This is a genomic window from Burkholderia sp. AU6039, from assembly GCF_002223365.1.
Classification (GTDB): Bacteria; Pseudomonadota; Gammaproteobacteria; order Burkholderiales; family Burkholderiaceae; genus Burkholderia.
This window is the reverse complement of the sequence record NZ_NKFK01000005.1, coordinates 231,555-257,562: the sequence shown is the minus strand read 5'-3', so window position 1 is coordinate 257,562 and position 26,008 is coordinate 231,555. Positions and strand designations below refer to the sequence as shown.

Here is a 26,008-nt window from a genome sequence, read left to right as displayed (position 1 = left end):
CAACCACGAGGAAACAACAACGATGAACAAGACCTACGCATTGGTATGGAACGGCGCACAGCGCTGCTGGAGCGCGGTCGGGGAAACCGCGCGCCGTCGCGGCAAGGCGAGCGGCGGCAAGCGCGCCGCCATCACCGCCGTGTCGCTGATCGGTTTCACCGCGCTGCCCGCGGTCGCGCTGCCGTCCGGCGAAGCGATCCTGTCCGGCAAGGCCGACATCCTGCGCACCGAAGACGGCCGCGCGATGACCATCAATCAGCACACCGACAAGCTCATCACCAACTGGCAGGACTTCAGCGTCGGCGGCGGCGAGCGCGTATCGTTCCATCAGCCGGACAGCCAGTCCCTCGCACTCAACCGTGTGATCGGCACGAACGGCAGCCGCATCGACGGCCAGATCTCTGCCAACGGCCGCGTGTTCCTCGTCAACCCGAACGGTGTGCTGTTCGGCTCCGGTGCACAGGTCAACGTCGGCGGGCTCGTCGCGTCCACGCAAAACCTGTCGGATGCCGACTTCCTCGCCGGCAACTACCGTTTCTCCGGCTCCTCGACGCAATCCGTCATCAACAACGGCACGATCACCGCCGCCGACGGCGGCAGCGTCGCGCTGCTCGGTGCGCGCGTGGCCAACAACGGGGTGATCCAGGCGAAGATGGGCCGTGTTGCGCTCGGCGCGGGCAACGCGTTCACCGTCAACTTCGACGGTAGCGGCCTGCTGAACCTTCAGATCGACGGCGGTGCGGTCGATGCACAGGCCTCCAACGGCGGCCTGCTGAAGGCCGACGGCGGCGAAGTGCTGATGACCGCGCGAGCGGCCGGCAACCTGCTCGACGCGGTGGTCAACAACACCGGCAAGATCGAGGCCAGCGGTCTGAACGCACGCGGCGGCAAAATCACGCTCGACGGCGGCACGGTGAACGTTGGCGGCACGCTCGACGCGAGCGCGGCCGAGGCCGGTGCGCCGGCCGGTTCGGTCATCACGCGCGGCGAGCGCGTGAACGTCGCCACCGACACGACGGTGGATACCCGTGCGGGCAACACCGCCGGCACCTGGACGATCGAGGCGGCCAACGCTGGCGTCGGTGGCGATGCCGGCTCGATCGGCGCGGACACGCTGTCACGCAATCTCGGCACGACGAACGTCGCGCTGACCAACACCCGCCACGACCTGACGGTCGACGGCCCGGTCACGTGGGCCAGCGACAACGCGCTGACGCTCACGTCGAATGCCGGCAACGTGAACCTGAACAAGACGCTGTCGGCCTCGGGCAATCGCGCGCAGCTGCTCGTCAACGCCGCGAACCGGATCAACGTGAGCGACGCCGTGAAACTCATGGGCCGCAACGCGCATCTCGAGCTGAATTCGAAGAACGGCCATGTGTTCACGAACGACAAGGCCGTCGTCACGCTGTCGGGCGACAACGCGTCGTACCGCTCGAACGGCGAGGACTACAAGGTGCTGCACACGCTCGCCGACCTGCGCAACGTCGACGCGAATCTGCGTGGCCGCTACGTGCTCGGCAACCAGATCGACGGCGTGAACGCCGGCTTTACGTCCATCGGCGGCACCGTCGGCGTCTTCACGGGCACGTTCGACGGCCTCGGCAATACGATCCGCCGCCTGAACATCAGCAATCCCGGCAGCCAGGTAATCGGCCTGTTCGGGTGGAACGCGGGGTCGATCGGCAACCTGAAGCTCGATGCGCTCACCGTCAGCAGCGCTTCGGCGTCCTACAACCCGGTCATGGGCGGGCTCGTCGGCATCAACTACACCGGCCGGATCCACAACGTTGCGGCCACGAACATGAACGTCGTCCACAACGGCTCGGGCCTCGGCTGGGTGGGCGGAGTCGTCGGCCGGAACATCTCCGGCACGATCGACAACGCCCGCTTCAGCGGCCGGTTTGCCGGCATGCGCGACACGGTGAGCCTCGGCGGCATCGCCGGCAGCAACGAAGGCGTACTCGCGACGATCGAGAACAGCCGCGCGGACGTCGACATCACGATTGCCCGTGCCAAGGGTATCGCCCCGCATGTCCAGAGCGTCGGCACGCTGGTCGGCCGGAACAGCGGGACCATCGCGAATTCGTCCGGCCGCGGCCGCATCGTGGCCGGCGACGCCATGAACGTCGGCGGGCTCGTCGGCGCGAACGACGGCGGCACGCTGCGCAACGTGTCGGTTGACGTGACCCTCTCGGCAGGCAAGGACAGCAACGTCGGCGGGCTCGTCGGCCGGACCGTCGGCGGCACGATCGAGCATGCGCGGTCGAGCGGCATCATCACCGCGCTGAATGCCGCGGCAGTGGGCGGCCTCGTCGGCCGCAACGAACACGGTCGAATCGACGACGCGTCGTCGTACACCACCGTCCAGGCCGGCACGTCGGCCTACGCAGGCGGGCTCGTCGGCTTCAACTCGGGCGACCTGTCGAACGTCTCGGCAAGCGGCCAGGTCGTCGCGCGCGGCCCGGGATCCGTCGGCGGCCTGGTCGGCTACAACACCGGCACGATCGAACACGCATCGAGCAGCGGCGACGTCTCCGCAGGACCCGAAGCAAACGTGGGAGGGCTGGTCGGCACGAACGCCCGTGGCGGCGTGGTCCGCCACGCGTCGACCACGAGTCGCGTCCAGGCATTCCACGCCAACCTCGGCGGCCTCGTCGGGGTCAATGAGGCAGGCGGACTGATCGAGCACGCCAAGGCATCGGGGTTCGTCAACGGCGGCGGGGCCGCATTTTTTGGTGGCCTCGTCGCGATCAATGACGGAACGATCCGCTCGTCGGCCTCGCATACGACGTTCGATGCCAACGCATCGATCCATTCCCCGTTCGTTGGCGGACTGGTCGGGCTGAACACGGGCTCGATCGAATCGAGCGCCACCTTCGGCCCCGCGAAGCAATTCAACACGGTCGGCCTCAACCTCGGCACGGTCGATGGCGATTCGCGCCCGGGTCCGATCTGGTAAGCCCGCCTTGCCTGCGTCAACACCCGACAGCGGATGACCAGACAAGCCACCGCTTCGCGACTTCGCAATGCGGTGGTTTGCCCGGGGGCGTGAGCGAAGGCGATGAACGTCGGCTTTGCCTCGCCTCGTCTCTCTCGCCGCCTCGCGTCGCTTCTTCGAAGCGACACGCAGGCGTGCGCTCCATCCCGAGCCGTATCACGTATTTCTCCCGTGCTCGGGAATCTTTCTGGCTGGAAATCAGCTCAACCATGAGGCAACAACCATGAACAAGACCTACGCATTGGTATGGAACGGCGCACAACGCTGCTGGACCGCCGTCGGGGAAACCGCGCGCCGTCGCGGCAAGTCGGCCGGCGGCAAGCACGCGACCGTCGCCGCCGTCTCGCTGCTCGGTTTAGCCGCGCTGCCCGCCTTCGCGCTGCCGTCCGGCGAATCGATCCTGTCCGGCAAGGCCGATATCGTGCGCACCGACGACGGCCGCACGATGAACATCAACCAGCACACCGACAAGCTCATCACCAACTGGCAGGACTTCAGCGTCGGCGGCGGCGAGCGTGTGTCGTTCCATCAGCCGGACAGCCAGTCCCTCGCGCTCAACCGGGTGATCGGCACCAACGGCAGCCGCATCGACGGCCAGATCTCCGCCAACGGCCGCGTGTTCCTCGTCAACCCGAACGGCGTGCTGTTCGGCTCCGGCGCACAGGTCAACGTCGGCGGGCTCGTCGCGTCCACGCAGAACCTGTCGGATGCCGATTTCCTCGCGGGCAACTACCGCTTCTCCGGCAACTCCACCGCATCGATCGTCAACGACGGCCACATCACCGCCGGCGACGGCGGCAGTGTCGCGCTGCTCGGTGCGCGCGTCGCCAACAACGGTGTGATCCAGGCGAAGATGGGCCGTGTTGCGCTCGGTGCGGGCAATGCGTTCACCGTCAACTTCGACGGCAGCGGCCTGCTGAACCTGCAAGTGAACAGCGGTGCCGTCGATGCACAAGCCTCCAACGGCGGCTTGCTGAAGGCCGACGGCGGTGAAGTGCTGATGACCGCGCGCGCGGCCGGCAACCTGCTCGACGCCGTGGTCAACAACACCGGCACGATCGAGGCACGCGGCCTGAATGCGCGCGGCGGCAAAATCACGCTCGACGGCGGCACCGTGAACGTAGCCGGCAAGCTCGACGCGAGCGCGAGCGAGGCCAATACGCCGGCCGGGTCGGTGATCACGCGTGGCGAGCGCGTGAACGTCGCGAACGACACGACGGTGGATACCCGTGCGGGCAACACGGCCGGCACCTGGACCATCGAGGCCGCCAACGCCAGCGTCGGCGGCGATGGCGGCTCGATCGGCGCTGACACGCTGTCGCGCAATCTCGGCACGACCAACGTCGCACTGACCAACACCCGCAACGACCTGACGGTCGACGGCCCGGTTACGTGGACCAGCGACAACGCGCTGACGCTGACCGCAAAGAACGGCAACGTGAACCTGAATCAGGCGATTTCGGCCAGCGGCACGAATGCAAGCCTGCTGCTGAACGCTGCGAATCGGATCAACGTGAACGATGCCGTGAAGCTCACCGGCCGCAACGCGCATCTCGAGCTGAATTCGAAGAACGGCCATCTGTTCACGAACGACAAGGCCGTCGTTACGCTGTCGGGCGACAACGCGTCGTACCGCTCGAACGGCGAGGACTACAAGGTCCTGCATACGCTCGCCGACCTGCGCAACGTCGATGCGAACCTGGGCGGCCGCTACGTGCTCGGCAACCAGATCGACGGCGCGAACGCCGACTTCCGCAGTATCGGCGGCGACTATTCCGCGTTCTCGGGCAAGTTCGACGGCCTCGGCAACACGATCAGCCGCCTGAACATCACCAATCCGTACAGCGGCATGGTCGGCCTCTTCTCGATGAACATCGGGCGCATCGCGAACCTGTCATTGCGGGACATCACGGCGACCGCGCTGACCGCGCGCTACGGCATGCCGGTCTCCATCGGCGCGCTGGCCGGCTGGAACTTCGGCGAAATCTCGAACGTGTCGGCGCAGAACGTCAACGTCGCGGCCAACGGCGTCGCGTACATCGGCGGCCTGGTCGGTTCGAACTACGGCGGCAAGATCGATCGCGCACGCGTGAGCGGCAAGGTCGAAGGCGATCGGGACACCCTCGCGATTGGCGGGCTGGTCGGTGAAAACGTCTCGTTTGTGGGGCCGTCGGCGGCAAAGATCAGCAACAGCTACGCGAACGTCCGTGTGGTCGCCGCACGCAGCAACGGCATCGGTGGCCTCGTCGGGATCAACAATGGCGTCATCGTGAATTCGTCAAGCGCGGGCAGCGTGATCGCCAACGGCAATTTCGGCAATGCCGGTGGTCTGGTCGGCGTCAACCAGCAAGGCGGTGTCATCAGCGGTTCGTCGTCGTCCGCCATCGTGACGGCCGGTCACCACACCAACGCCGGCGGCCTCGTCGGTCTCAACGACGGCGATATCGACACGTCCCGCGCTGACGGCGACGTCGTAGCGGGCGATTCCAGCTCGGCAGGCGGGCTCGTCGGCCAGAACCGCGGCCACATCACGGATTCGCTGGCGAACGGCAACGTGAAGACGGGCACATCGACCCGCGCAGGCGGTCTGGTCGGCCTGAACGAAGGGGCCATCGCGCGCGCGACGGCCCAGGGCCACGTGCTGGCCGGGACGAACAGCGCGGCGGGCGGCCTCGTCGGTCAGAATACCGGGACCGGCGACATCCAGGCGTCGATCGCGCGCGGCAACGTGCAGGTCAACGGCAAAGGCACGCTGGGCGGGCTCGTCGGCATCAACGAAGGGTTCGTCGATGCATCCATCGCCGAAGGCACGGTGACCGCCGGCAACGACAGCGTCGCGGGCGGCCTCGTCGGCGAAAACGCCGGCAAGATCGCCAAATCCAGCGCATCCGGCAAGGTCGTGGCCGGCAACGGCGGCGTCGTGGGCGGTCTGGCGGGCAGCAACACCGGCACGGTCGTCTCGTCGCGCGCGACAGGCGACGTGCTGGCCGGCGCCGAAAGCGCCGCAGGCGGCTTCGTGGGGGTCAACAAGGGAACCGTCGACAGCTCGGCTGCAACCGGCAGCGTCACGGCCGGTGCACGCAGTCATGCCGGCGGCCTGATCGGTCGCAACACGGGCACCGTGCTGGCATCGAACGCGTCCGGCAACGTGAAGGCCGGCGCGCAATCCGACGTCGGCGGCCTGATCGGTCGCAGCGAAGAGGGCCGCGTCGCGAAGTCGCTCGCATCGGGCGACGTGGAAGCCGGCGACAACAGCGCGGCAGGTGGCCTGATCGGCCGTGTCGGCGGCACCGTCGACGCGTCGCGTGCCACCGGTTCGGTTCATGCCGGCGCTTACAGCCAGGTGGGCGGCCTCGTCGGCATCAACGGCGGCAGCATCAGCAAGTCATCCTCGAGCGGCATCGTCTCCGGCGGTCGTTATGCGATTCTGGGCGGGCTCGCCGGCGTCAACCTCGGCAGCATCGACCGTTCGACGACGGAGAGCCACATCGCGTTCACGAGCGGCTATAACCAGAACTACGGCGCGCTTGCCGGGATCAACTACGGGACGCTGAGCCGCAATCACGCAAGCGATAGTGGCGTGGCACTGGTGGGCAGCAACCTCGGCGTGTTGAAGGACTAAGCGGGAAGGAAGGAGGCCGGCGTCGTGCATGACGACGACGTTTCGGCCTCCATCTCGACCCGCAGGCGGATCCGGCGTCGTCCGGATCCGGTTACGCAATGGCGTGACCGGTCACCCGATGCTGCGAACCAACATGGAAAGGGGGAACAGCGAAAAACGACTTCACTGGCAATCGATCACGAGCAAGTCGATCCAGGCAGGTCAGCGGCAGTTGCCATCCCGCGATCAAGTTTCGTCGTGTGAAGTCGAACCGGCCGGCGAAGCCGTTCGTCGACGCGAAGGGAAATTGAAGCTGTTGCGACCAGCGCAAGCACGATCGGCCTTACGCCGTCGCTGTATGCCTTTACGCATGCACAAGTCCGGGTGCCCGATGCCAGCCGTCATGGACTGTCGAACAACAGCACGCTCGAAGCAACTCGACAGCGCGCGCGGCTCGAAGGCGAGCTGACTGATCCGGTCTACGCAGGCAAGTCGATAGTTGACGAGTTTCGTTCGCCGGTGGGCATCGCTCTTCGAGCTTGGCCAAATTCCAAAGAGAAAAAATAGGACACGACATGGACGATCTATATCGAAATTAGTAATCGTACTAAATACAAAGTCAGGCAACAAAAATAACATTGCCCCTCAAAACAAGCGGTTGACTCAAATCCCAACACCGACAACTCAAAGCACTGCGCGATACGAGCCATCGTGGCGAGCTACGCATGGCCAACCCATTTCGCGTCGGTGAGCAGCCAAGGAGCATCAAAATACCCACATGACGTTACTCCAGACTCAGTTCGTCCTGGATTTGATCGAGCATCGACGTGATTTGGCTGAACCGTGCTGGGGGTATGTGACTCCGCTCAAATATGACCGCCCTCGAACAATACAGAACGCCCACACTGACCAAGTGAAGGATGCTAGCTACTTGCCATGACACTCATCAAATTCAGCCTGATACTTCTGGCGTCGACCTTGCCGCTCAGTGCGTTGGCAAAATGTACCGCCGTCACAACGGACGGCCGCGACTACTATATCGTCAAGGTACGAGGGTTCGAGCCTCCGCCGTTCAGTCCGGGTGACATCCCGATCGGCGGCGTCATTTATGAAGCGACAGCCACTGGGCTGACGTTTACCAATGCGGTCTATCCGTGGAGCCCTGAATACAAGTGCCCTGAAGGCATGCTCACCTATAACAACGGCGTTGGCACACTAGGCCCCAACAATGTCTATCCGACAGGCATCCCGAATGTCGGGATCCGAATCATTGACTATGCGAAGCGCCCCTTTCCATTCAGAGAAGGTTCCTGGGTCACCTACGATGGGTACTGGAACACGAGCTACGCTCCGACGATTCAATTGATCAAGACGGGAAACGTCACGGAAGGCGGTGTTTTGAGCGGCGCATACGCTCGCTATCAAAACATGAATGCCTCTGGCCAGATTCTTGTCGAGTACCAATATTCCAAGCCCGTCCTCGTCACCCCCAAGGTTCCGACCTGCACCGTCACGACGCCGCGCATCCCCGTCCAGATGGGGTCGACGCTCGCCACGACCACCTTCAAGGGAGTCGGCACGACGGCGCCGCCGTTGAACTTTTCGATCGGTCTTTCCTGCTCCGGAGGCGACACCGGAACGTCGGCCAACGCGTACGTCACACTGACCGACACCACCAAGCCCGGCAATCGATCCACGACGCTTTCGCTATCGTCGGATTCGGACGCTGCCGGCGTAGGCATTCAGATCCTGAAGGATGACGTCGTACTCGGCTACGGCCCCGACTCCTCTGCCCTCGACAACCCGAATCGATGGTGGGCCGGCCGCGTCAGACAGGGCGAGGCGGGCATGACCATTCCGCTTCAGGCACGTTACGTACAAACCGAGCAACGCATCAAGGCGGGTATCGCGAATGCCTACGCGTCGTTTACGATGAGCTATCAGTAGAACGGAACGGCCGTCAGACAATGGCGCGTTGTCGTGCGATCGATGACACGACAACTGCGCTCACCCGCATCCTCCGACTGAAGACGATCACTCACATCCCGGCACCGGCAGCCGAGTTCGGTACTGTCACTCTCCATTGACGGTACGGTGGCCCCGTACCATGCCAACCGGATATGCGCCACGCCCACTTGCCGGTATCGCCCCGTCACTTCCCCGCGTCGCGCTCGCACAAGTACCGAGCGCCGGACAGTCGTTGCGCGACGTCGAAGCCGCCCGCCCGGAATTACCAGCACCGACGACACCCGATCTCGCAATTTCGGGGCAAAGCGATGCACCCGTTCCCACGTCGGCAGTCAGCCCGCGCATCGCGGTCAACTCATTCGACATCGACGGCAACCACTCGATCGACGCCGCGCAATTGCGTGCCTTGCTGACCGACCTGGTCGACCGCAATCTCGACTTCTCGACTTCGCCGCATTGAAAGAGGCCGCCGACCGGATCACCGCCTGTTACCTCGAACGCGGCCACGTCTTCGCGCACGCGTACCTGCCGCGGCAGGACATCACGGCGACGGCGCTGACCCCGCGCCATGGCATGCCGGTCTCCACCGGCGCGCTGGCGCGCTGGAACTTCGGCGAGATCTCGAACGTGACGGCGCAGAACGTCAACGTCGCGGCCAACGGCGTCGCGTACATCGGCGGCAGCATCAGCAAGTCGTTCTCGAGCAGCACCCTCTCCGGCGGCCGCGATTCGAACCTCGGCGTTCTGAAGGACTAAGCGCCGAGATAAACAGGACCGGCGTTGTGCGATACGACGCCGGCCCTCGTCGCCACCATCACGGTATATCGAAACAGGCACCGCCTGCCCCGGGGCCATCGACATCGATACATCCTTGTTTGATCGAGCGATCGACTTCGGCGCCCACTCAATCGTCAAATCCATTTAAAGATCAATCCATTGCAGTCGGTTTAAAACATCCATTAATCAATTTTCGTACTAGTAAATCAAAAATAAAAAAATAAATCGTACACGTCCCAAAGACCAATTCCCTCCCCAAAAAATATCATTTAGTCCGCTCTGACAAGAGTTCATCCCAACCCCGAATCAACGGAGAAAATCGTGACTTTCAGCAAGCACATCCTGGCACTCACCGCCATCGCAGCAACGTTCGCAGCCGGTTCCGCCATGGCGGCCGACGGCACCATCTCGTTCACCGGCAAGATCACGGCAGCATCGTGCTCGATCACGGGCGGCTCCGGCGCCAACGTGTCGGGCGGCAAGGGCGATCAAAACATCGCCGTCAACCTCGGCACCGTGAGCTCGGACTCGATCCCCGACGCGCAAAGCACCAACATCGCGGCAGGCACGTCGATCAACCTGAATCTCGACTGCGGCAACACCGCGCAAGACCTGACCACGGTCAAGGTCAAGTTCGACCCGATTTCGGGTTCCGGCGTCGACGCCAAGAACAACATGCTGCTGAAGGTTACGGGCGGCGCAGAAGGCGTTGGCATCGGCATGTACGACACCAGCAACAAGCTGTTGAACCTGGCGGCCAACGAGACGTTCGACGCACTGCTGGTCAAGGGCGGCACGGCTGAAGCACCGGTCTACACCGCATCGCTGAACATGCGTGCCGGTTACGTCAAGAACGGCGCCACGTTCAAGTCGGGCGCCGCGAACGGCACGCTGCCGTTCACGCTGACGTACGAGTAAATCCCTCCATCCGGTGGCGGCGCGGTGTGTTGCCCGCCACCCTTCACGCTCCAATCAAACATGAAAAGATCGATCATCGCCGCACTGATCGCGGCTGGCTCGCTTTTGTCTGCTTCGATGCCGTCCCATGCCGGCATTTCCCTGTCCGCTACGCGCGTTGTCTATGCACAGAAGGACAAGGAAGGTGCGGTGACGGTCAAGAATCAGTCCAGCGACGACGTGATGATTCAGTCGTGGCTGGAAAGTCAGAGCGACAAGCAGGACGACCTGCCGTTCGCCATCACGCCTTCGCTCAGTCGCCTCAATGGCGGCAAACAACAAATCCTGCGCATCTTCTACGCCGGGCAGGGCCTGCCGGTCGACCGGGAGTCCGTGTTCTGGCTAAACGTTCAGGAAATCCCGCAAAAAGCGAAGGACGACAACACGCTGCAGATCGCGGTACGACAGCGCATCAAGCTGTTCTACCGCCCCACCGAGCTGGCCGGGAAGCCCGCAGAGGCAGCGAAACAGCTCCAGTGGCGCTGGACCGTCGAAGGCGGGAAAACACAGCTCGAAGCGGTCAACGACAGCCCGTACTTCGTGTCGCTGGCCAAGGCGAGCGTGCATATCGGTACACGAACTTACGCGGTCACCACCGAAATGGTCCCGCCAAAATCGAGCAAACGCATGGCGATCAAGGAATTTTCCGGCCACGCGCCGGCATCGGGCACCCGGGTTGAATTCGATTCGATCAACGACTTCGGTGCCTCCGACAGCAATCAAGCGGAAATCGCCAGATAGCAGCCAATCGGAATCGGCGTCACCCGGCAATCCAAATGTTCAATACGTTGTACTAATTTAATAGGGCGAGCATTTCTGAGGGCTTGGCAGAGTAGGAAAGGCACGCATTCTGGGCATGAATACTACCGTTAAGAAAATCGTCGAAGCCTGCCGGGAAGCTTCCTGCCTGATGGCGATCGGGATGCTGGTCGCCCCCGCCGCGTCGCAAGCAGCAGAGTTCAATGATCAGTTCCTGAAGAAAGGCGATGCGCCAGTCGAGCTCAAGTATTTCGAGCGTGGTAGCGCCGTACCGCCGGGCACCTATGACGTCGACGTATCGCTGAATCAGCGCCGCGCCACGCGGCGCTCCATCGTCTTTACTGCCGATGCATCGGGTGAAGTGCGGCCGGTCATCACGTTCGGCCTGATCCGCGATCTGGGCGTCGACATCGCACGCCTCGAGCGCGAAGGCAAACTCGAAACCGGCCTCGCAGACAACACGCCGCTCGATCTCGGCAAAATCGCCGATGGCGGCTCGGCGAGCTTTGACGTAGGCACGCTCGCGCTCGACATCAGTCTCCCGCAAGCGTATGTGCCCGGCGAGGCACGCGGTTACGTCGATCCGTCGCTGTGGGACGACGGCGTCACCGCCGCGTACACCAACTACCAGGCGAACTTCAGCCACGATACCGATACCGGCTACCGCAGCGATTACTACTATCTCGGGTTACGCAACGGGATCAACATCGCCGGCTGGCGCCTGCGCAACGAGTCTTCGCTGACAGGACGCAACGGCTCGCCTACCCGCTTTACGACGAATCGTAGCTACGTCGAACGCGACCTGCGCGGCATCAAGGGCACGCTGGCGGTGGGCGAGGTGTATTCGTCTGGCGAAATTTTCGATAGCGTCCGCTTCCTCGGTGTCCAGGTCAACTCCGATACCGGCATGCTGCCCGACAACGAAGTCGGTTATGCCCCGGTCGTGCGCGGTATCGCGCAAAGCAACGCGGTAGTCGAGGTTCGCCAGAACGGCTACGTGATCTACTCGACGACGGTCACGCCCGGCGCATTCGAGTTCAAGGACATCTATCCGAGCGGCTCGAACGGCGACCTCGAAATCAGGATCACCGAGGCCGACGGCAGCATTCGCACCTATCGGCAAGCATATTCGTACCTGCCCGTGATGATTCGTCGCGGCACGATGCGCTATGCATTCTCAGCCGGCCAGTATCGCGGCTACGGTCAAACGCGCCCGAAATTCGCGCAGGGCACGCTCGTTTACGGCGTCTCCGACAACCTGACCGGTTATGGGGGCCTGCTCGGCGCGCAAAACTACGCGGCGATCGCGCTCGGCGTCGGTTACAACTCGCGGTTCGGCGGCCTGTCGTTCGACATCACGCACAGCCAGTCGACCACACCTGGCCGCAAGTCGAGCGGCCAGAGCTTCCGGTTCCTCTACTCGAAGACGCTGAAGGCGACCGATACGACGTTCACGATGGTCGGGTATCGCTACTCGACCGATGGCTATCGCACCTTGAGCCAGCACGTCGACGATCTCGACCAGCGGCAAGGCCAGGGCCTGAGTCGGCAGAAAAGCCGGATCGACCTGAACATCAACCAGTCGCTCGGTCGTCAGGGGTCGTTGTACGCGAGCATCGGCGAGACGAGCTACTGGAACCGCGGCGGCACGAGTCGCAACATCCAGCTCGGCTACAGCGGCGCACTGAAGAATCTCAGTTATAGCGTCGCTGTCGCACGCACGAAGGAAAGCGGGCCGTTCGGGCGATCCGACACGCAGTTCACCGCATCGGTCAGCATCCCCATCGGCGGTGGCGCACGCTCGCATCGCGCCTATGCGAACGCCGTCACGTCGACGCAGGGCAACACGAGCGTTCAGGCAGGCGTGTCCGGCTTCCTGAACGACAGCAACACGGTGAACTACTCGGTTCAGGCGGACTACAACAAGGATTCCGGTGGATCGGGCGGCGTCGGACTCGGCTGGGATACGCCGTCGACAAAGCTGAGTTCCAACTACAACCAGTCGGGCCACAGCCGCCACGTCGACGTCGGTGCCACCGGCTCGATCGTCGCGCATCGCGGCGGCATCACGCTCGGCCAGCCGGTCGGCGAAACGTTCGCTATCGCGGAAGTGCCTGGCGTGCGCGGCGCGCAGTTCGACTCATCATCGAGCGTCAGCACCGATCGGCGCGGTTACGCGGTGCTGCCCTACATGCAGCCGTACCGCTACAACTGGGTCAGCATTGATACTGCGAGCCTTGGGCCCGATACGGATCTGATCGACAACTCGAAGCCGGTGGTTCCGACCCGCGGCGCGATCGTCAAGACCCGCTTCTCGGCTGAAACGGGCCGCCGTATCCAGTTCGACGTCACGACCAGCGACGGCGGCAAGGTGCCGTTCGGCGCAACGGCCTACGACGAGAATGGCAAGGTGCTCGGCATGGTCGACAACGCGTCGCGCGTGCTCGTGTTCGGTGTCAAGGATCAAGGGCGCCTGTCGATCCAGTGGAGTCAAGGCAAGTGCGAGGGCGACTATGCATTGCCGCCGCGAAACACCGTGCAATCGTACGAGCGTGTTTCGATGAGTTGCCGGATGGCAGGACGCTGATTGCTGACGAATCGGCCTGAGCGACGGAGCAATCCGGCGCTGACAATCACATGGAACATTTGTTAGGAAATCATCATGCGTCAATTCATCCTGGCAGCGACCCTGTTCGGCGCGGCCGCCTCTCCGGCAATGAGTGCCGCCAGCAGCTGCTATATCACGGACAATAACGGAACCAACCTCGGCCAGAAGCCCATTGTCTTTACAATCAACGGCTACGCAACCCCCGAGTTCAATCCGTCGGTTCCTAAAGGCACGGTTCTCGACTCACGACAAATCAGCGTAGCAGGTGGAAACTATACAGCGTGGTGCAGCGTCAAGAATGTGCTCAACGGTCGACTGGGTGCCACGGCCGAACCGGTGTACAACACGTATCCGACCACGGTCGCGGGCGTAGGAGTACGCATCCGCTTTGCATCCTCCGCCTCGTGGTGGCCGTCCTCCTTCAACGCCAGCGTCCAGTGGATCAAGATAGACGCAGAGCCGCTCGTCGTCGAATTCGTCAAGACCGGCCCCATTACGAGCCAGGGCCGACTCCAGGGAGAAATCGGCGGAACCTGGATCCAGGATGGCGCATTTCAGTTCATTTCGTATCGCATCAACGGCTCGATATCCATCACGCCGAAGGTACCCACTTGCTCGGTCGCAACGAAGAAAATCGACGTTCAGCTCAGCCCGTCCGGCAACGGCTTTACGACACGCGACTTCAACGGCGTTGGCAGCACCACGCCCGAGCGGGATTTCAGCATCAAGCTGGATTGCGCCGGAGGAGACGACGGCACGTCGACGAATGCCCATGTCACGCTCACGGATAACTCGAATCCCGGCAACCGGTCGAACGAGCTGTCACTTTCGCCAGATTCCGACGCAGCGGGGTTCGCGGTCCAGGTATTGAAGAACGGTACGGTGTTGAGCTTCGGTCCCGACTCCAGTGCTGCCGGTAACCCGAATCAATGGAAAGCCGGTACCATTCCGCAAGGCATGGGAAGCTTCACCATTCCGCTGACAGCACGGTACATCCAGACTGCAGCCAAAGTGAAGGGCGGTATCGCTAACGCGGTCGCGACGTTCACGATGAGCTACCAGTAACGATCGACACGGTTGCGCCGCAGTCTCCTTTCCGGGCAGACGCTCCGTGTATCGGGAACAGTACGGCTCACGCCCATGCATCGTTACGGCACGATGTCGGTGCCCTCCTTCCGCGCCCCAACCCAAACCGCCGCCTCCGCTCGGAGGCCGCGCCGCTTCTCAAGCTGGTGCGAGCACGTCAGCGATCCGCTGACGCATCAGTCCTGAAGCCGCGACAGCGCACGGTCGATCGCGTCCTGGAAAGCGGGCCAAAGATCGTTTAGCGCCACCGCGCCACGTTCGATCACCGCAGCTTCCACGCGCGCACAGGCGTCGCGCGCTTCGGTGTCTCCAGCCAACGCAAACCCACCGCGCATCGAATGCAGTTCGACTTTCATCGAATCGACATCGCCGATCGATCGAGCTACGGCTAGCACGGACATCGATTCCAGCGTCGCCACGCACAATGTCCGCCGGATCTCTTCAGTCACGACCGACACTGCCAGCCCCCCGCGCGAATCGCTCCCGGTCCCATCTCGCGCGACAGCAGCATCGACATGCCGCCGCAGTACCTTATTGAGCACGTCGACCGACGACGGCTTGAGCTGATTCCACGACAGCACGCGGCGTAATGCCCAGCCCGTCGAGTTCGGCCACCCGATCACTGACGCGGACGTCGTACTCGACACGCGTTACGTCGACCACGAATACGGGCTGCCGAATGACGGCATACCCGAAGCGATTCGCCTGAAAGCGCGGCTTGAGGGGATGCTGACCGATCCCGTCTACGAAGGGAAATCGATGCTCGGGATGCTGGACAATGTGCGGTGCGGCGAATTCGAACCGGGGTCGACGGTGCTGTATGCGCTTCTCGGTGGCATACCGGCGTTGAGCGCGTACCACGAGATCTTCAGGAACGGGGCCGGGATGGCGATGCCCCGCCGACACGCAGTGGGCGACGTTCCGGCCTGCACCGACTGTGTCGCGTGCAGCGATATGATGAGCGGCATCGCCTGCGGCGCACCCCGACTCGAAACCGTCGGCCCATCGCAGATGCGTGTGTTTCGGGTTCGAAAGCTCGACGACTGAAAAGCACGCGGGAAGTCGGCTTTTATTGATAAGAGAACGTAATCGTGCTTATCGCGAAAACCGATCCTGCCGTGATCTTGGGAGCGGTTCTGACATACTTGGCGACGAACGGCAACGTCAAGCCTCCACCGGCGACCGGCGACGTCCCGGCATACCATTGGTTCACGGTTCCATTGGCGGGCGAGTCGGGCCCGAACTTCACCGGCGCCGGTTCGTTCGGCCGGGTAATCTGGATACCGACGCCACTGGCAGTCGATTGGCGTGCCGCGCTCAACATGTCGCTGGTGTTCGTCGGGTTAGACGCATCGGTCATTGTTGCGTGTACCTTCACGTCGCGATCGCAATCCAATTGCAGGGCGAATGACGTGGCGCCGTTCCGGGCCACCGCACCGATACTGTCCGGAAAACTGGTCGTCACAATGCGAGGCAGCACAACATCCTGCGGCGTACCACTTGCCAGCTTGCACGTTCGCTGCGCGACCTTGATGCTGGCGATCTGCCACGAAAGAGAATTGGAGGTCTGCAGGTTTCCTCTCCCCGCGCCATAAATCGCAAATCTTCCACCAAAGCGCTGTTCCGGTACGGAGTACGAACCGGATTTCAAGCGCCCCGTATAAACAACGATGACCCGCATTTCAAAGAAGAAAGTCGCGGAGTTGTCTCTCGTGGTCGCAAGGGGAGTCGACATGGTGTTGACCGGCACCCACTTCCTGTCACTTGCCGGCGTACCCGCTCTGACTTCGAGCGCATATCCGATCCCTTGCACACCGCTATCGAAAACGTAATAGCTCGCACCATTCGCCTGATAGGTCACGCCGGGCAGCGGCGTCCGAGTCACTTCGTACGCAATGCGCCTGCCGGCGCTATCGATACACTCGGGGGTCTGATCCAGGGGAATCACCTTCCCATCCCCGGTCGTGGCCGTTGCAGTGCTCGAGAGCATCGTGCCCGGTGCAAGCGCGTCCATTGCAGCCGTGATGTTCTGCGCCGGAACTGGCGTGACGGTCCAATTGCCGCCCCAAGAGCTCCAGCAGGTCGAGATCGCATGCGCCTCGCTCGAAAAAAAAACGAACCATACCAGGCATAGCGCACCCAGGCACTGCGCCATCAACTTCCGCGTCATGACGGAAAGAGGTGAATAATCGCGACGGGTCAGTTGCATAGCAGCTCCTTTTAACATCCGACTTGCAGGCCCCAACGTCAAAGTCGATGGTCAGGCAGTTGCCGCCCTGCGCGATCATGCCGGCATCATTGATAGTCCATCAGTACTTGTAGCGCGCCGAACACCCTTCCCGGCGTAATTTTCGAGCCCGTCTGCATGTATGTGGCCGTCAACGGTACGGAAAATGAGCCTCCAGTCGCCGTGCTGTATTCCGACAGCCTGATCGAGTTATTAAACGTTACGGGTGTACTGCTTTTTTGATCGATGATCTGGATAGCGACGCCGCTCGCTGTCGATGCTTGGCCAAGCGGCAACGTGCCGCTGATCGACGGCAAGGGTGCGCCAACCGGTACGTAGGAGTAGCCAACACGATTAAATCCCGCGGGACAATTTTTGAACTGCAAATTGAAACTTCGAACTCCACTTACGCCCGACGTCGTGCCAACCCCTTTGAATGCCGAATTTGATACGCCCGGCAACACAACGGTCTGATCGGGCGTCTGACAGGTGCCGGCAACCAGCTGAACCTTGGCGGACAGCGCAATCGCCAGCTTCGTGTACGTGCTCGCGCAGTAACCGGAGACCTGCCGGTCACAAATATAGAAGTAGGCCGGATTGGTTCCGCCCTGGCCACCCGCCAGGTTGCCGGGCTGCAAAGGTAGCCCATCCCGGATTAATTGCACTTCGAGCGGTTGCCTGCTGACGATCGTCTTTCCGGTGACATTCATCCGTATCTGCGGCTCGCCGTTGATCAACAACCGTGCGGATATGCCCGACACATTCGTCGGAACGTCGGGACCGTCGCTCATCGTTCCGCCCCCGTATGTCCACAACGATACGGCATTGATCGAGCAAGTTGCCGCACCGCACATCTGCTGCATCGACACGTAATCCCGAGCCAGAATCGTTCCGGCGGGCGTCGTACTCGGCAACGTGATGGCCGAGCCGAATTTGGTCACTGACTGGTCGATCGCGTAACCGGAAGATGACCATGACGCCCCCATTGCAATCATGGCTGAAATGAAAAGCCTTCTGGCTCCAATCCGGTTGATCAACATTTCCTTGATCCTGGTCACTCTCTTCATCCCCATTTGCCTGTCACCCTTCACAATTTCCGGGCCGCACCCGCCTTGCGACACCTTGTCCGCACACGCAGCCGCCGTTGCCTTCATGTTGCACGCGCTCTCGATGAGCTCCAGCGTGGCCACGTTGTCCTAATCACGCTCGGACACGTCACGTGGCCGGCTGCGTGACCACCTTCGATACGGGCGGAGCATATTGAGCGACGCTACCCGCCACGCACGGCAATTCGAGGCTTTGAAGCGGCTGATAACCGGATGCCCGCTTGCGCACCGGCAGCGAATACGCGATCTTGCAAATGCCCTTGCCGCCTTCCTTCTCCCACTGCACGTTCAGCTCACCCTGCTCGGCAAGGCCACGCGCCAGCAGCTTGCCGCCCTGACCGATCACGCCGACATCCTTGCCGGCACCGTCCGTGACGACCGCGCCGAACGGCACCGGCGCGCCATCGGCCTGCCGTGCGCGAATCACCGCCGAGCGGCCGTAATCGGTCTTGAAGACCAGCATCGGCACCGCGCCCGACAACGGCGCGACGCGCTGGCTCGTTTCCTTCAATTCGACGTCGGTCGACAGCCCCTTCGGATCAAGCGACACGTCGTTCATCGAGAATGGCGACAGGTACGGCACGATCGCGTAGCCGTTGCCGTCCACGCGCACGCCCGATGCATTGGTGATGCGTGCACCCTCCGCATGCTTCGCCTCGACGATCGCGAACGTCTCCGACAACGGCTGCGACAGCGTGACGCCGCCGCGATGCGCGACGATCGCGCCGCGCGTACCGACCGAGTACTGCTGGTAGTCCTTGCTCGCGCTGACGCTACCGCTCAGCTCTGCTTTCGACCCGCGATACATCATGTTCGCGCCGCCAGTCGTCTGCGCATTGCCCGATCCGGCGCCGTGGTTGACGTTGACGCCGTATGACAGGTTGCTGTCCGCGCCGAGCGAACCGGACAGGTTCGTCGACACTTGGGTCGAACCGCTCGAATCGTGGTTGAAGTTCGTCGACAACGTCGCCGGCTGCTTACTGCCGAGCGGGATCGAGAGCCCTGCATAGATCAGCGTGCTCGACTTGCCCCACGCGTCGCGTTGCCGCGATGCCGACACGGTGTACGAGAGGTTGCGGAACGAGTTGTTGTAACCGACCGTGAAATCGGTATCCGTACCCGTGCGATTCCAGTACGTCGAGGTCGACCCAGTGATGTTGAGGTTGCCGCCTTTCTCGCCAAGCTGCTGGCTCATCGTCAGCGACGCACGATTGCGCGTGCGATAGAGTGCCTGCGACGTGACCTGGCCCTTCGCCAGGTCGCGCGCGCTCATCGCGTCGTTCAAACCAAAAAAGCCGTTCGTCGAATAGCGGTAAGCGGCAATCGCGACGTTCGTGCCGGTCGCCGCCACCGTCTTCGCATAACTGATCCGGAAGCTCTGTCCCGAATGAGTCTGCTCGTTCGGAATCTTCGTCGTCGCGTGCGTCACGTCGACGCCGAACGCGCCCCATGACGTGTTCAGCACCGCGCCGGCCATCGCAGACAGGTAATCCTGCGCCACCGTCACGCCGCCAAAACCCGTCAGCATATTCGTGAAGCCGCGCTGCCAGGTCGCCTGCGTGAAGAACGGTTTCGTGTTGGTCAGGTTGCGTACGGTGCCGACCGTGAAGCTGTAACGGTTCTGCCCCGGGCGCAGCGACATCGGTACCGACGCGTACGGTACCGAGAACGTCCGCACGGAGCCGTCCGCTTCCGTCACCGCAACGTGCAGGTCGCCGCCGTATCCGGTCGGATACAGGTCGTCGATCACGAATGCGCCGGGCGCGACCGTCGTCTCGTACAGCTTCACGCCATTTTGCGTAATCGTCACCTTCGCGTTGGTGTTCGCGACACCCCGCACGACGGGCGCGTAGCCGCGCTGAGATTCCGGCAACATCCGGTCGTCGGTATACACGCGCACACCGCGGAACGACGTCGAATCGAACAGGTCGCCGGTCGTGTACGTATCGCCGACGACGAGTTGCGACGACCACGCGGCGAGATCGCGCTGCACATACGTCGACACGTTCTGGTACTTGCGTTGACCACGGTCGTCCCAGTTGAACGAGCCGTTGTGCCGGAAATGCCAGCGCTGATAATTGAACCCGCCGTCGACCCCGACGTAACCCTGTGTACTGCCCTTCTGGCCGCTGGCACGCGAGTGGTACGCATTGACGTTGTACCCGAGCATGGCGACGGGCACGCCCTCGCTCCACTGATCGGGGCTGACGTAGCCGCGCGCCGTACGCCGCAGCGAAATCTGCGGAATACTCAGGTCCAGTCGCAGATTGTTGAAGTCGAAGCTGACGGACGCCTCGGGGATCACCTGGCCGATGCGCAAGCTGGTGCCGGGCTGGTCGAGCGCCGCACGGACATCCGCGGGCAGGCGCGTCAGGTCGACGCCGATGCGGTTCAGCAGCGCCTTGTCGAAATACGGCTGCGCATCGACCGTATTCGGCGCGGACTTGAACGGCAGCTCGGCGCGCCCGACCCAGTTGCCGTCGATGTAGATGTCCGGGCTGTACGCCCCGGCGCGGACCACGTTGCCGCGCTGATAGCGCGACACGTCGATCGCGCCGCCGCCGTTGTGCAGGAAGCCGCCCTCGAATTCGACCTGCGCGAACTCGGTCTGCGCGACCTGCATCGTCCCGGCGTCGGCGAGCTGCATCGTCACGCCTTCATCGGCCTGGGCCGCGTGCGACACTTCCTGCCAACCAGCCATGATCGTGAGAAGCAATGCGCAAATGGGCTTCAGCCTTGGCCTGCTCTCTGCCTGCACACTTGTGTTTTGCCGCTCCATCATTCGTCCGCTCTCGTAGATTGCTTTGTTTGATTACGTGAATTGCGCAGGCCGACCCCGGCCACAAGGACGGCACGCCCGCTCTGCGTTATTTCGAAACCTGTGCTTCGTGGCCGTGATTGCTGCCCCAATCGTCGACACTGCTGTACAGGACCGTTCCGCCGGCGAGATCCGTGCGGGCCACGCTCTTGAGCGGGAACGTCGCGGATTCGCCCGGACGCACATAGCCGAGCTCGGCTTCAAAGGTCTTGCCGGCGGACTTCAGCGCGATACCGGAGAGGTTGACGACGTACGCCGTCTCATTAGTCGCCTTCAGCACGGTGCGCTGCTCGCTGTCGGTTGCGAGGGTCCATTTGAGTTTCCCCGGCGCGTCCAGCGGGTTACCCGGTAGCCCGTCGGGGCGATACATGAGCTTGACCCGCGTGCGAAACGCGAACTGCAGGCGATTGACGTCGTCGTTCGACGACGCCTTGGGCGGCACGTCGAGCACGTTCAGCCAGAACAGCGATTCCCTGTCCGCCGGCAGCGGCTCGCCCGAATAAATGAGGCGCAGCGTCTGGCCCTTGCCCGGCTCGACGCGGAAAACCGTCGGCGTAATCACGAACGGAACGTCGATCGTGTCGGGCGCCGCGCGTTCGTCGCCCTTGTCGATCCATACCTGGACCAGGGCCGGCTGCTTGCCGTCGTTGGTGAGCTGGACCGTGACTTCCTTCTCGCTGCCGGCAAAGATGACGCGCGTGCCCGACAACGTCACACTCGCCTGAACGCTCGCGCAGAACAGCATGGACATCAGGATCAGCAAGATCCCATACGGACGGTTCATCTTCATCTCATCTCCAGTTATTTGCAGTCCGAATTAAAATCAGGTCGTATCGATTTTGAATAGACTCAGGTGCCGGCCGCCTTCCGGCAGCCGGCACGCCTCACTCGGCGTACCGAGTGCTTACGGGTACATCAGCGAGTACGTGACGAACGAGTCCATCTTGCCGCCCTTGACCTCGGCGCCCGTCCCGACATACTGAGCCGCGAATTGCAGCGTCGCGGTACCCGAGCCGCCCTCGGCCGTATCGATATCGACGGTCTGCACCTTCTGTGCCGAGCTTTCCGCGCCGATCATGATCGGTTCGTACTTGTCGTTCAGGATGCCGATTTCGACACCGCTTGCCACACCGTTGGTACCGGCACCGGTCGGCTTCAGACGGCCGGACGCGAGGTTCACGTTCGGGCCCGGCTCGAACGCCACCGACACCTTCTTCACCGGCGCGGGAATCACATTGCCCTCGCCGTCCTTCGAGTCCGTCGTACAACCCGACAGCGTCAGCGTGAACGGCGTACGACCTGCCGTGGAACCTTGGGCGGTCAGCTGGCTGGACGCTGCCTGCGGCATATTCACCGTCAGATCTTTCGTGCCGTTGTTGATCTGGCAGGTCGATGCAACCACCGAGCCCGAGAAGTTGATGGTGCCGTCGGATGCCATTGCGGCACCCGCTGCCAACGCAAGCGCTGCCGCGACGGTGATTTTCGTCATGTTGATTGCCATACATTTTCTCCGTTTTAAATCAGATAAATAACTCCTCACCAGAGTCGAATTAATCATATCCTTCAACAAAGTCCTAATCCATAAAACAAGTCCTATATAAATCCAAAAATCTCTAGTACTTGTACTAAATTTATTTGACCATTTTTGTCTATTTCTGCTGACTCGTCCGCAGAGCGTCGCGTACGCTCCGCAGCGCGATCGAAACAACGCGCTCCGGTGCTCGCGGCGTCACCGGGGTCGTTGCAAAAAAATGGAAAACGCTCAAGATGCGTCGGCAGTGCCGAGCTACCGTGGAATAGATCGGGACGAGGCCCGGTTCAGTGTGATCGCCGATGGAGACGGTGGGTGCTTCCAGGAGATCAACTGGAATCAGATTAATTCGATCGACTCGAACATTAATCACATAGATCGCGTGCGGAACACCACGTTAACGTGGCCGCCCCCTATGCAATACATTCTTTTTCTTTAAATAAAATCAACCGTCACCCGATTTCGCTGTGGCTATTTTTAATCCTCGACCGGGCTGTATCGCGGCGATACGTGACGTCACCCCGCCACCTCAGCGATCGATTCGCTCGAGCGCCTGCTCCATCGTGTACCGAAACGCCTCCCAGCGCGATTCGAACGCCACCGCGCCGCCCGTGTTCACCACCGTCTCCATCTCCGCGCATGCGTCACGCGCGCCGTTGTCGCCGGCCAGCGCGAAACCGCCACGCATCGAATGCAGTTCCACGCGGAGCGAATCCGTATCGCTACCGGACACGGCCGCTTCGATCGCGGCCAGTGAGCGCAGCGTGGCCTCACGCAAAGTCCGCCGGATTTCATCGGTCATCGCCGGCACGGCCTCGCGCGCCGCCGATTGCGTTGCGTCGACGGCTATTCCGCCGTGACCGCCGTGCCGGCGCAGCACCGCATCAAGACTGTCAATCGACAGCGGCTTGAGCACGACCTCGGCCACACCGACCTGCACGCAGCGGTGCCGATCCTCGTCGGTCGCATGCGCGGTCATCGCGATCACCGGCACCTTTGCACCCTGCTCGCGCAGAAAATTCGCCAATGCGAAGCCGTCGAGCTGCGGCATGCTCAGGTCGGTCAGCACGATGTCGAACGGATGCTCGAAGTACGTGCGCATCGCTTCGACGCCGTTCTCGACGATCGTCGCGTCATAGCCGAGCGCGTCGAGCTGGTCCCGCAGCAGCGCGCGACTCGCCGGGTGATCTTCCGCCACCAGCACGCGCAGTGGCGGCACGTCTTCATGCAGAGGTCGCGTTTGCCCGGCGTGCGTCGCATCCAGCTCGGTTTCGACGCCGCGCCAGCCAGCCGGTGCGTCGGACAGCGGCAGCGTCGCCACGAACGTCGAACCCTCGCCTACCCGGCTCTCGACCATCAGTTCACCTTGCATCAATCGCGCGATGCGACGGCACAGCGGCAATCCGAGCCCGGTGCCGCCGAATCGACGATAGATCGATGCATCAGCCTGCATGTAAACATCGAACAGCGTCGGCAATGCGTCATCGGGAATCCCCACGCCGGTATCGCGCACGGCGATCTCGACACATCCGACACCCGTGCCGCTGCGCGCGAGCCGTGCGTCGATCGTGATCGCGCCGCGCTCCGTGAACTTGATCGCATTGCCGACGAGGTTCGACACGAGCTGGCGCAAGCGCGTCGGATCGCCGACATACCCATCGGCCAGTTCAGCCGCGGCATCGCATTCGAGCGCCAGCCCCTTCGCTTCCGCGAGCGGCCGGAAAATCGCCGCGACGTCCTGCAGCACGCGTCGCAGGTCGAACGGGATGTGCTCGAGCGCCATCTGGTTCGATTCCACCTTCGACAGGTCGAGCACGTCGTTGATCACGTGCAGCAGCGTATCCGACGACGACACGATCGTCTTCAGGCGACGCCGCTCGACCGCCGGCAGTTCCGCGCGCTCCATCAGCTCCAGGTTGCCGACGATCGCGTTGAGCGGCGTGCGGATCTCGTGGCTCATCGTCGCGAGGAAGGTCGATTTCGCCTTGTTGGCGTCGTCCGCGGCCACGCGCGCTTCGCGCAGCTTGTCTTCGGTCAGCTTGCGGGCCGTCACGTCGGTGAGCGTGCACAGCAGCACCTCGACACCGCGGAACCTGGTGCGGACGATGTGCGCCGCGAGATACGTCGTGTCGTGACCGGCACGCTCGACCGCCAGCTCCTGCTGCATGACGAAGTGCCGGTCGCTCGCGCCAGCCGGCTGCCGTTCTCGATACGCCTGCCAGATGCGGTTGCCGAGCGGCAGACCAGATACACCTTTGTCGTACGCGAGCGCGGCGTCGTTGCGCACCATCGTGTCGCCGTCGGCCGCAGACAGCAGCAACAAGCCGGCGGGGGCCGTGCGGATCAAGGTGCGATTGAATGCCTCGCTCTCGATCAACCGGATCGCACGCCGGTTTGCCGGACGCAGCGCGCGGCGATCGAATGTCAGGATTGCGATCCACAGCATCGCAATCGCGAACAGCGCGGACGCGAGCGTGATGCCGATGTCGACAGCGGTCGCTCTCGCCACGCTGCGCCACGAAAACGTCGTCATCACGGTCAGGCGGGAATCGGGCACCGCGTCGCTGATGAGGAATCGCGTGCCGACCCGTCGCACGACGACCTGCCCACCGGATGAAGCGCGCGTGCCGTTCATCGCGCGTTCGATCATCGCGGGATCGCGCTGCCGCCCGAAAACGATCCTGCCGCGCGCGTCCACCACCGCCACGTCCTCGTCGTCTGACTGCGGCAACATGATGTCGTCGAGACGGAACAGGCCGTTGAACACGAACCATCCGAACGGACGACCAGCCGCATCGTCGAGCCGGCGCGCGAATCGCACGACGCTCCGCCCGATGATCGGATCGTAGCCACGATCGAGCATGAACGTGCGGCCCTGCATGGCCGGCTTCTGCGTCGACGCGCCAGTCGGCATCAACTTCGCGATCAGCGCCGGCAAGTCGGTATCGGACGGCAGCGCCTGCGCGCGCGCGACAATCCCCGCCCCAATGACACCGAGAAACGGACCATCGAGCCCGAGCAGGTAGCCGCCGATCGGCTCGGCGTTCGCCGGGCGCACCGGATATTGTGATTTCGGGTCGATTTGCCCGAGCATGGCGCCGAGATAGCGTGCATAGGACTCGGCCGGATGATTCGGCGTAATCTCGGCCACCGCGAAGAACGGCTTCCAGCCGGTTACATTGCTCGCGACCAGCCTGCCGTGTGCCGCCGCGAACGTCTCGAGCGCCTCCGGCGACGGCAGCGCGCCCTGGTTCCAGAGTTGCTCCGTCCGAGAGCCGAACGTCATCAGCGCCCGGTCCACCGCCTGCAGGTTCCCGTAGAACTCCGCCTCGCGCTGCAGAAACGTCGACTGCGCGCGCCCGAGGCTGTCATGCACGTCGAGCCGGATGACCAGCGCCGCGCAGATGACGACGAACGCCGTGACCGCGCCGCCGCCCCCATACAGCAACACCCGCTGCTGCCGCCGAACGCGCCTCGGGTCGAATGGCTTGCGGCCCATCGCCGCCGCGTGCGCGATCAGTCGTTTCAGTTTTGCAGGCATGGAGGGTGATCGGCGGCGCCGGACGGGA

The 26,008-nt window shown here is 62.9% G+C and carries 16 protein-coding genes and 2 pseudogenes; 11 read left to right on the top strand and 7 right to left on the bottom strand.

Going from position 1 to position 26,008, the window contains the following annotated elements:
* The first annotated feature begins 22 nt into the window (after positions 1-22).
* The 10 genes and pseudogenes from CFB39_RS18920 (at position 23) to CFB39_RS18885 (ending at position 14,736) form a co-directional block, all read left to right on the top strand.
* Positions 23-2,962 carry a GLUG motif-containing protein gene (locus tag CFB39_RS18920; protein WP_089473979.1) on the top strand — a complete coding sequence of 980 codons (2,940 nt, stop codon included), beginning with the start codon at positions 23-25 and terminating at the stop codon, positions 2,960-2,962.
* A 262-nt stretch (positions 2,963-3,224) separates the two neighbouring features.
* Positions 3,225-6,623, top strand: a complete 3,399-nt coding sequence (locus CFB39_RS18915; RefSeq protein WP_089473978.1) for a filamentous hemagglutinin N-terminal domain-containing protein — start codon at positions 3,225-3,227, stop codon at positions 6,621-6,623.
* A gap of 381 nt (positions 6,624-7,004) precedes the next feature.
* A pseudogene (locus CFB39_RS41270) lies at positions 7,005-7,100 on the top strand (1-aminocyclopropane-1-carboxylate deaminase); the annotation flags it as partial.
* Between the two features lie 438 nt (positions 7,101-7,538).
* Positions 7,539-8,549: a fimbrial protein gene (locus CFB39_RS18910; protein WP_089473977.1), complete on the top strand. Its 1,011-nt coding sequence runs from the start codon at positions 7,539-7,541 to the stop codon at positions 8,547-8,549.
* Between the two features lie 253 nt (positions 8,550-8,802).
* The gene (locus tag CFB39_RS40265; RefSeq protein WP_179257702.1) at positions 8,803-9,030 is read left to right on the top strand and encodes a hypothetical protein; all 228 of its coding nucleotides are present in this window, start codon (positions 8,803-8,805) and stop codon (positions 9,028-9,030) included.
* On the top strand, positions 9,027-9,326 hold the full coding sequence (locus CFB39_RS40260; protein ID WP_179257701.1) for a POTRA domain-containing protein: 300 nt from the start codon (positions 9,027-9,029) through the stop codon (positions 9,324-9,326). The genes CFB39_RS40265 and CFB39_RS40260 overlap by 4 nt, the downstream gene beginning before the upstream one ends.
* A gap of 342 nt (positions 9,327-9,668) precedes the next feature.
* The gene (locus CFB39_RS18900; RefSeq protein ID WP_256991420.1) at positions 9,669-10,265 is read left to right on the top strand and encodes a fimbrial protein; all 597 of its coding nucleotides are present in this window, start codon (positions 9,669-9,671) and stop codon (positions 10,263-10,265) included.
* 60 nt (positions 10,266-10,325) lie between these two features.
* Positions 10,326-11,045 (top strand): molecular chaperone, encoded by a 720-nt coding sequence (locus CFB39_RS18895; RefSeq protein ID WP_089473975.1) that lies wholly within the window; start codon positions 10,326-10,328, stop codon positions 11,043-11,045.
* A 115-nt stretch (positions 11,046-11,160) separates the two neighbouring features.
* The gene (locus CFB39_RS18890; protein ID WP_218829807.1) at positions 11,161-13,650 is read left to right on the top strand and encodes a fimbria/pilus outer membrane usher protein; all 2,490 of its coding nucleotides are present in this window, start codon (positions 11,161-11,163) and stop codon (positions 13,648-13,650) included.
* A gap of 75 nt (positions 13,651-13,725) precedes the next feature.
* Positions 13,726-14,736 carry a fimbrial protein gene (locus CFB39_RS18885; protein WP_144030277.1) on the top strand — a complete coding sequence of 337 codons (1,011 nt, stop codon included), beginning with the start codon at positions 13,726-13,728 and terminating at the stop codon, positions 14,734-14,736.
* 197 nt (positions 14,737-14,933) lie between these two features.
* On the opposite strand, the gene CFB39_RS18880 is transcribed toward CFB39_RS18885, so the two are convergent.
* Positions 14,934-15,404, bottom strand: a complete 471-nt coding sequence (locus CFB39_RS18880) for an Hpt domain-containing protein (protein WP_144030276.1) — start codon at positions 15,402-15,404, stop codon at positions 14,934-14,936.
* Here CFB39_RS18880 and CFB39_RS18875 point away from each other — a divergent pair.
* Positions 15,367-15,636: pseudogene (locus CFB39_RS18875) on the top strand (1-aminocyclopropane-1-carboxylate deaminase); the annotation flags it as partial. The gene CFB39_RS18880 and the pseudogene CFB39_RS18875 sit on opposite strands and share 38 nt — an antisense overlap.
* 190 nt (positions 15,637-15,826) lie before the next feature.
* Here the strand turns inward: CFB39_RS18875 and CFB39_RS18870 are convergent.
* From CFB39_RS18870 to CFB39_RS18845, 6 genes are all read right to left on the bottom strand, one after another.
* Positions 15,827-16,966 (bottom strand): fimbrial protein, encoded by a 1,140-nt coding sequence (locus CFB39_RS18870; RefSeq protein WP_179257700.1) that lies wholly within the window; start codon positions 16,964-16,966, stop codon positions 15,827-15,829.
* A gap of 86 nt (positions 16,967-17,052) precedes the next feature.
* Positions 17,053-18,174 (bottom strand): fimbrial protein, encoded by a 1,122-nt coding sequence (locus CFB39_RS18865; RefSeq protein ID WP_089473971.1) that lies wholly within the window; start codon positions 18,172-18,174, stop codon positions 17,053-17,055.
* 25 nt (positions 18,175-18,199) lie between these two features.
* Entirely contained in the window at positions 18,200-20,869 is a 2,670-nt protein-coding gene (locus CFB39_RS18860; RefSeq protein ID WP_089475595.1) for a fimbria/pilus outer membrane usher protein, read from the bottom strand.
* Between the two features lie 88 nt (positions 20,870-20,957).
* Positions 20,958-21,698 (bottom strand): molecular chaperone, encoded by a 741-nt coding sequence (locus CFB39_RS18855; protein WP_373452738.1) that lies wholly within the window; start codon positions 21,696-21,698, stop codon positions 20,958-20,960.
* 114 nt (positions 21,699-21,812) lie between these two features.
* The gene (locus CFB39_RS18850; RefSeq protein ID WP_089475593.1) at positions 21,813-22,397 is read right to left on the bottom strand and encodes a fimbrial protein; all 585 of its coding nucleotides are present in this window, start codon (positions 22,395-22,397) and stop codon (positions 21,813-21,815) included.
* Between the two features lie 571 nt (positions 22,398-22,968).
* A complete protein-coding gene (locus tag CFB39_RS18845) occupies positions 22,969-25,980 on the bottom strand; it encodes a hybrid sensor histidine kinase/response regulator (protein WP_089473970.1) in 3,012 nt (1,003 codons plus the stop codon).
* Positions 25,981-26,008 lie beyond the last annotated feature (28 nt).